Source organism: Paenibacillus hubeiensis (assembly GCF_032334105.1).
GTDB classification, from domain to species: Bacteria; Bacillota; Bacilli; order Paenibacillales; family Paenibacillaceae; genus Paenibacillus; species Paenibacillus hubeiensis.
This window is the reverse complement of sequence record NZ_JAVYAE020000034.1, coordinates 1-6,228: the sequence shown is the minus strand read 5'-3', so window position 1 is coordinate 6,228 and position 6,228 is coordinate 1. Positions and strand designations below refer to the sequence as shown.

At 35.2% G+C, this 6,228-nt stretch carries 7 protein-coding genes and 1 pseudogene; all 8 read right to left on the bottom strand.

The genetic code is table 11. The features are described 5' to 3' along the window. A partial coding sequence (locus tag RSX24_RS32040) for a hypothetical protein (RefSeq protein ID WP_343262887.1) occupies window positions 1-827 on the bottom strand: 827 nt, incomplete at its 3' end. A 15-nt stretch (window positions 828-842) separates the two neighbouring features. Beyond that, entirely contained in the window at window positions 843-1,163 is a 321-nt protein-coding gene (locus tag RSX24_RS32035; protein WP_343262886.1) for a hypothetical protein, read from the bottom strand. A 35-nt stretch (window positions 1,164-1,198) separates the two neighbouring features. Continuing rightward, window positions 1,199-1,840 (bottom strand): hypothetical protein, encoded by a 642-nt coding sequence (locus RSX24_RS32030; protein ID WP_343262885.1) that lies wholly within the window; start codon window positions 1,838-1,840, stop codon window positions 1,199-1,201. A gap of 323 nt (window positions 1,841-2,163) precedes the next feature. Continuing rightward, window positions 2,164-2,967, bottom strand: coding sequence for an Imm47 family immunity protein (gene imm47, locus RSX24_RS32025; RefSeq protein ID WP_343262884.1), 804 nt, complete (start codon window positions 2,965-2,967; stop codon window positions 2,164-2,166). Window positions 2,968-3,180: 213 nt separating this feature from the next. Then, window positions 3,181-3,345, bottom strand: coding sequence for a hypothetical protein (locus tag RSX24_RS32020; protein ID WP_343262883.1), 165 nt, complete (start codon window positions 3,343-3,345; stop codon window positions 3,181-3,183). Between the two features lie 411 nt (window positions 3,346-3,756). Beyond that, window positions 3,757-4,344, bottom strand: a complete 588-nt coding sequence (locus RSX24_RS32015; RefSeq protein WP_343262882.1) for a suppressor of fused domain protein — start codon at window positions 4,342-4,344, stop codon at window positions 3,757-3,759. A gap of 918 nt (window positions 4,345-5,262) precedes the next feature. Next, complete coding sequence (locus RSX24_RS32010; protein WP_343262881.1) at window positions 5,263-5,784, bottom strand: hypothetical protein; 522 nt, start codon at window positions 5,782-5,784, stop codon at window positions 5,263-5,265. Between the two features lie 85 nt (window positions 5,785-5,869). Continuing rightward, window positions 5,870-6,228 (bottom strand): annotated as a pseudogene (locus RSX24_RS32005) (hypothetical protein); the annotation flags it as partial.

Below are 6,228 nucleotides of genomic sequence, written 5' to 3'. Positions count from 1 at the left end.
AAATCATCGAAATGCGTTGGATTCGGCAAACCTTGCTTTTTTCGTACATGAAGCAAAAACAAGATTTCATATGGATAGAAACCATACACGTAATCACCAAATTCAATAAATTGGCCTAATTCTGACACTTGCAAAGAATGATACAAAGACATTTCATTGATTAAAGAATAAATTATATTTGTGTCATTAGTAGCCCAATCCGTTAATACTTCTTCATATATGCCTAAATCTTCTGGTATTAACCGATTTTCTATTCCGTTGTTTATGCACATCTCTTTTACTTTTTTTGAAATAGCATGATTATTTCCCAACAATACTTTTCCCCTGAACTTTAAATATAGTTCGAGTAAAAACCATGTATGTTTGTTTGACTCGTTGACATCAAGTAACTCTCCTCCTAGATGCTCAACAATGAAACTATACAATATCATTTCTTCCTTTTCCCAGCCAAACATTGTAAAATGAATCAATGCTGTAACCACTTTATTAAATGTATATTCCTTCATCATCTGAGGGTAACGAGTTTTATAAAGCTCCTGTGACATACATTGATAGAAAACGACCTTATACATCTGCTTCAACGCTTCCGATCTATTACCTTCGGATAGCAATATGTCATTTTTCCAATTTAATAATTGGTATGAAAAGACTGATCCTAAATTAATTAATAGAATGTGATCCTTCTCAACTTCGTTCAATTCAACCAGTTCAGAAACTTCTTTTAAATTGTTTAAATATCTCTGTTTCGTTCGCTCATACTTATGTTCATTTGTAAAATTTTTAATATATCTTTTATAAGACATTTCTATCTTTTTATTGTTTAACATACTTTTCCTCCTATTTCATTTCCACTCTTTTACTTTCAGAACATCTACACCAAATCCTACATCTGTTATCATAATGTCTGTTTCAACTCGTATATAATCAAATTGCAATCCTGGGTTTTCTTTTTTTAATTGTTCAAGCTTCTCTTCAAAGCCATCATACCTAGAATCCCCATTCTCCAACATTCCTTGAAAATACTTTTTCCCTCCTTCAAGCTGTGCATTTGAATAAGGAAAATTCCCCCACTGGGATGACTTGGACTCAATAAGAGTTAATTTTGGTGGTGGGCCTTGTGATAAAAAGGTTCCATCGATTCCATTTCGTCCAACTTGGAACATATCAGAAATATCTTTTTCTAAGTTATTATCCTTCGCTATTTGCTTAGCAACCTCTCTCCAAAGTCGCCTTTATCATGTTCGAAATATTTAGTGTCATCTATTTTTTTTCGCTCATACCTTCCCGCATTAGATAAATTATATTTATGACTGATATCATCTGGAGTATCAAGTTTGTTCGCCAATTTACTTCGTTCACACCTTAGTGTCCGGAGTTCTTCTTTGCTCGCTCCTTCTTTTTCCATTTTCTTAATTTTCTTATCTAGCGCGGCGCTAAATATGGCATCAGACATAATGTCGGTCATCAAATTCATGCTAAATGAATTAGCCATATCTAATGCTTTAGTCAACATCGGCGATTTCATCATCAGATCATTGAGCTTGCCCTTCAGCTTGTTCGCCGGATCCATCGGGCTGAAATTACTAGCCAGACCCTTGGCCTTCGTAAGAACCTTGCCCAAGGCACCGGAGATCGCATCTCCCGTCTTTTTCGAAAGGCTTCCGACAGCCTGTGCTACTTGCCCTACTTTGTCCATCACCTTGCCGGCAACGCCCATCACGTTATCCACAACTTTGCCTGCCTTGGACAACAGCTTGGAGCCTTTCACTGCAAACTTTGCACCCTTCGCCGCCCAACCAACGAACGGAATCGCAGCTGCTGCGGACAATGCGGCATCCACATAATCTCCCCGTACCGCATAGATTCCCGCGTCCGCTACCTCTCCGATGACCGGGATCATCCCGGCAACGTCAAGTACGGTTTGGGTAACATCCAGGGGGCCTCCGGCACCGGCTCCAAATCTCGACCGTCAATGGTAACTTGATCAATCCATTCCTATAATAATATCCAAATTATCACACAAGAACAAAAGTATAGCGAGAAATCCAAACATAAAAAACTGGCGCCATTAGACCACCAGCGCCAGTTTTTGCATAGGCTTTTTTTCTAAAAAAGAAGGTAAAACAACCCGATACTTTTACACAAATTTAAAAAGTCGTTTATTTAAATTTTATGACCAAAAAAGTACTTACTCCCCTTCTCCCAATTCATCATTGCTATGGTTTTTATATATTCGAAAAGTTCATTTATCTTCTTATCATCAATTAGAGTATCAAAATAAGTAGGACAATCTTTTCCTATCCAAAGAGATAACAATGTTGGAATATTCGTCATATAAAGAGCACTTTTTTGATTTTTGGCTTCAATTGCCCTTTCCAACAACTCCTTTGTCCATATTCCAGGAAACACTGGCAGTCCTCCGTGGTAATATACATCACCATCAATCTCATCAAACAGATTCACAAACACTTGTCTGATATCATCAATGGAGACATCCTCGTCGAAAAAATCAATAACAGGAAATAATTCATCAAGTACAGATCTTATTCTCTCCTCAATTTCTGTATCTTCCCAATCATCCAAAAGAGCTAACAAAAGAGGGACGACTTCAGGAGATAATGAATACTGAGAACTTGTTATGAAACTTTTCAATTCATCATCATCGCCCTGCGTAATGATCTTCATTACATAACTTTCGAGTAGAGGTATATCCGAATGTTGCGCAACACAACAATAAAGCCTACAACACAAATTTCGAATTTGTTTGTCCGAGCTCTCCATCATTATTTTCAGAAGTTCTGATTTAATAGAAAACTCTCCTAATTTTAGTAAATCAACAATGGATACTATTTTTTGAATCTCATCACCCTTTATATCATAAAAGCTCTTTCTTATAGTTGAAATATCCTGAACAGGTATTGGTCTGTCAAACAAAACTTGTACATAAGTTAATTTATTTGTATTCAAACAATTATGTCCCCTTTCCTTTTTTCGTCTTTCCACCCTTTTTTTTCGACTTCCCTCTTAAACCTACTTCTCTTTGCCACCGCAGTACTTTATTTTGGAAGTTAGTAGCCATAGTATGTCTATCATTATTTCCAATTACAATGATCCCCCCAGGAGATTGTTGATGTAATTTTAATACTTTGGCGTTCGGGTTACCATATTGTTTATAGAAAACTAGATCAATTTCATCTTGTCCATCACCTTGCCAGCAACGCCCATCACATTATCCACGACTTTGCCTGCTTTGGACAACAGCTTGGAACCCTTCACTGCAAACTTTGCACTTGTCGCCGCCCAACCAACGAACGGAATCGCAGCTGCGGCGGACAATTGCGGCATTCACATAATCTCCCCGTGCCGCATAGAATCCAGCTTTGGCCAAGTCCGTTACCTCTCCGATGACCGCAACGTCAAGCACGGTTTGGGTAAAGGTCTAATATATTTCCTTTAAAATCCTTTCTTCTAGTACTTATAGTAAGCCAAATTTTCACAGTTACGGGCATTTTACTTAACCCTTCAGCAGGTCTTCGTTACCTTTCATTCCCATGCAAAAATCATTACTGCTGTCACTTCGCTGAAAGTATCTTGTTACGTTTTAGTAATCTCAAAAGAAAGAGGGACTTTTCTCTAATTACTGAGAATTAGTCCCTCCTTCTTTAAGAGTAAATAATAAATTTCGTACGGATACTCAAACCACATATTTCGAGGAATTTTTTACATCATCTTCATTGACAAATCTTTTTATAAATTTTAAATGATTGATTTTCTACTCACTTGAAACGGATCAATACCTTTCTCTTCTAGTAAATCTTCAAATTTTTCTGTTCCATACAGCTTAAAATAATCATATTCAGACTGTGAAATAAAAAAGGCTAACAAAATTTTACCGCTTTTATCTTTATCTTTATCTTTATCTTTATCTTCCGTTTGAACATAGCTATACTCTTCCGGGAATGCAAATGGCACAGTAAAGTAAATTGCGTTTTTGTTATACTTTTCTACAAAAGACTGATCAATACTTTGTATACCACCAATAGCCACTCCTCTGCCTATTTCTATTTGGTTACCTAAACAATAGAATATAGAATTTGCTAGAATATACCCTGCACTATTGAAAGCTCCATCGACTACCATTGAAATCTCTATTTTTGCCCCTATTACTTCTTCGTATTTACTCAATCCAAGCGTATTATAAACTAAGCATTCTTCAAATACATTTTCATACTTAATAATTTGTATACTCGGCATGTCGTTGTTATTCCTATACACTTCTCGATCAACTGGATTTCCTAAAAATAAATTGTAATGATCATAAAAAAGCTCTCCATAATTAATCATCCTTATTCACTCCTTTATAGGTTCCTTCTACCCCTTCATACTTATGACTAATATTACATTCATGACATTGAACCCTTAGTCGTGATATATTCATCAAAAAAATCGATTATCGGTTTCATAATTCGGCCTCAATTTCTTCAAATTTCTATAGAAAGCAAGCTTTCCTATTCATGTTCCTTCATTTTACGTCATCTTCAGAATGATTTAATAACAATTAAAAGCGTCTATTATGTAAAATCGCCCAGCTTGAAAAGTTCTACGAGTTGAAGTGTAACATCTTGTTCCGTTTTTGAATCTAAAACACTTCCCATAATATTCGATATATCAGAATTGGATATCTTACCTGATGCTATTCATAAAATTTGTATAGTTCGCACTGGTCGCAACCTTTTTTCCTTGAGCCAATATTCCTCCTGCCAATTAGATTCTTTCTTTCAAAATAACAGTCACTTGGATTGTATAAGCGCGTACAGGTTACCATCGGAAATTAACCTAATACAAGTGACTATCCATTAAACGTTAAATTGAAAAGACCGCACATCTAATCTATTCGAGCTTATAATTTATTATGTTGTTGAACCTTCTCTTTATCCTTTCTCTCATTGCCATTTTAAACCTTGTTTTGGAAAACTTTAGCTCAGTAGGTTTTTTATCATTTCCAAATACTATTATTCCTGTTTGCCCAAATCACAAACAAACTACCTTTCGATCTATTAGTCAGCACGTATCGCATAGAACTATTCATTAAAGATACACAACTAAACAAAGGAACTAAGTATTGAATAGAACACTTCAATACTTAGTTCCTTTTAATTCAGCTTATTCTGGGTGAACACAAACTCCACAAATTACAATATGCAAATTGTTGGAGGGTATCTTGCTGTATACTCACGCAAGTAGCACTCCTAACAGCAACTGTTACAATAGATTATTTTCCTCTAAAAATCTGTACCAATCGTCATCTTTGGATCCTAGTGTACTTTTACTTCCTCCATTTTCAACAAAACTTACTCCCAGTTTTGAATATCCTTCACCCATGAAATAATAATTTATAAAATTATTAAAATCTCCGTATGTTTCAAGAACATAATTCTGATCTAATGGATCCCCATACAAACAACTAACAAAGCTATTCAACTTATTAATAAAAAGTGGATAACTTTCGATTTTACCGATACAAAACCAGTCACCCTCATAATCGACCATCTCTTCAACATAAAACTGCAATGTTTTAACTTTATTGTGCCCGAATACGGTAATAACTCCTCCATTTAGTACTTCATACTCATTAAGGATAGTGTAATAAGTCTCCAATTCCTTACTACTATCTTTAGAGTATTCAGTGACATTTTGAGAAATTTCAGCAAAAGTTAAACTTAGTGGATCTTCATTTAATAAATTTGCTATTTTTCTTAGCTTTTCAATAATTAATTCAGTCATATTTCTCACCTTCTATTTAATTTTAATCCTTGATTCATATGGAATATATTTCGATTTAAATACTAATATTACACATAAACCTATATCAGTTAATTAATCCAAATTTTTTCTTTATAACAGGACCATCCAAGCCAAGATCCCAAATATGAACGGGATCTAGATCGTATTTTACCTTATCTATCAACTTTTTAGCTGATTCTTTATCTCTATGATAATATAATTTAATAATTTCCTTCATAACATGTGCCTTGTATTTTTTTGTTAGTTCCGGGTCTCTAACAGGCTTAACCTTTTTCAATAAATTTGCATCATATGGGAACCATCTTGCTCCGCCCGCTTGCTGGCTTTCATCCATATCAAGGTGGAATTTCACCTGATTGCGCTTCAAATCAATGATTTCACCTTCAATGGCTGCTCCAATGATATCCGTTTGCAACTTAGGAT

Excerpts from the sequence above, each read along its gene's own strand:
- RSX24_RS32035 (WP_343262886.1), bottom strand. The coding sequence starts at position 1,163 with ATGTTCCAAGTTGGACGAAATGGAATCGATGGAACCTTTTTATCACAA.
- RSX24_RS32010 (WP_343262881.1), bottom strand. The coding sequence starts at position 5,784 with ATGACTGAATTAATTATTGAAAAGCTAAGAAAAATAGCAAATTTATTA.
- RSX24_RS32020 (WP_343262883.1), bottom strand. The coding sequence starts at position 3,345 with ATGCCGCAATTGTCCGCCGCAGCTGCGATTCCGTTCGTTGGTTGGGCG.
- RSX24_RS32015 (WP_343262882.1), bottom strand. The coding sequence starts at position 4,344 with ATGATTAATTATGGAGAGCTTTTTTATGATCATTACAATTTATTTTTA.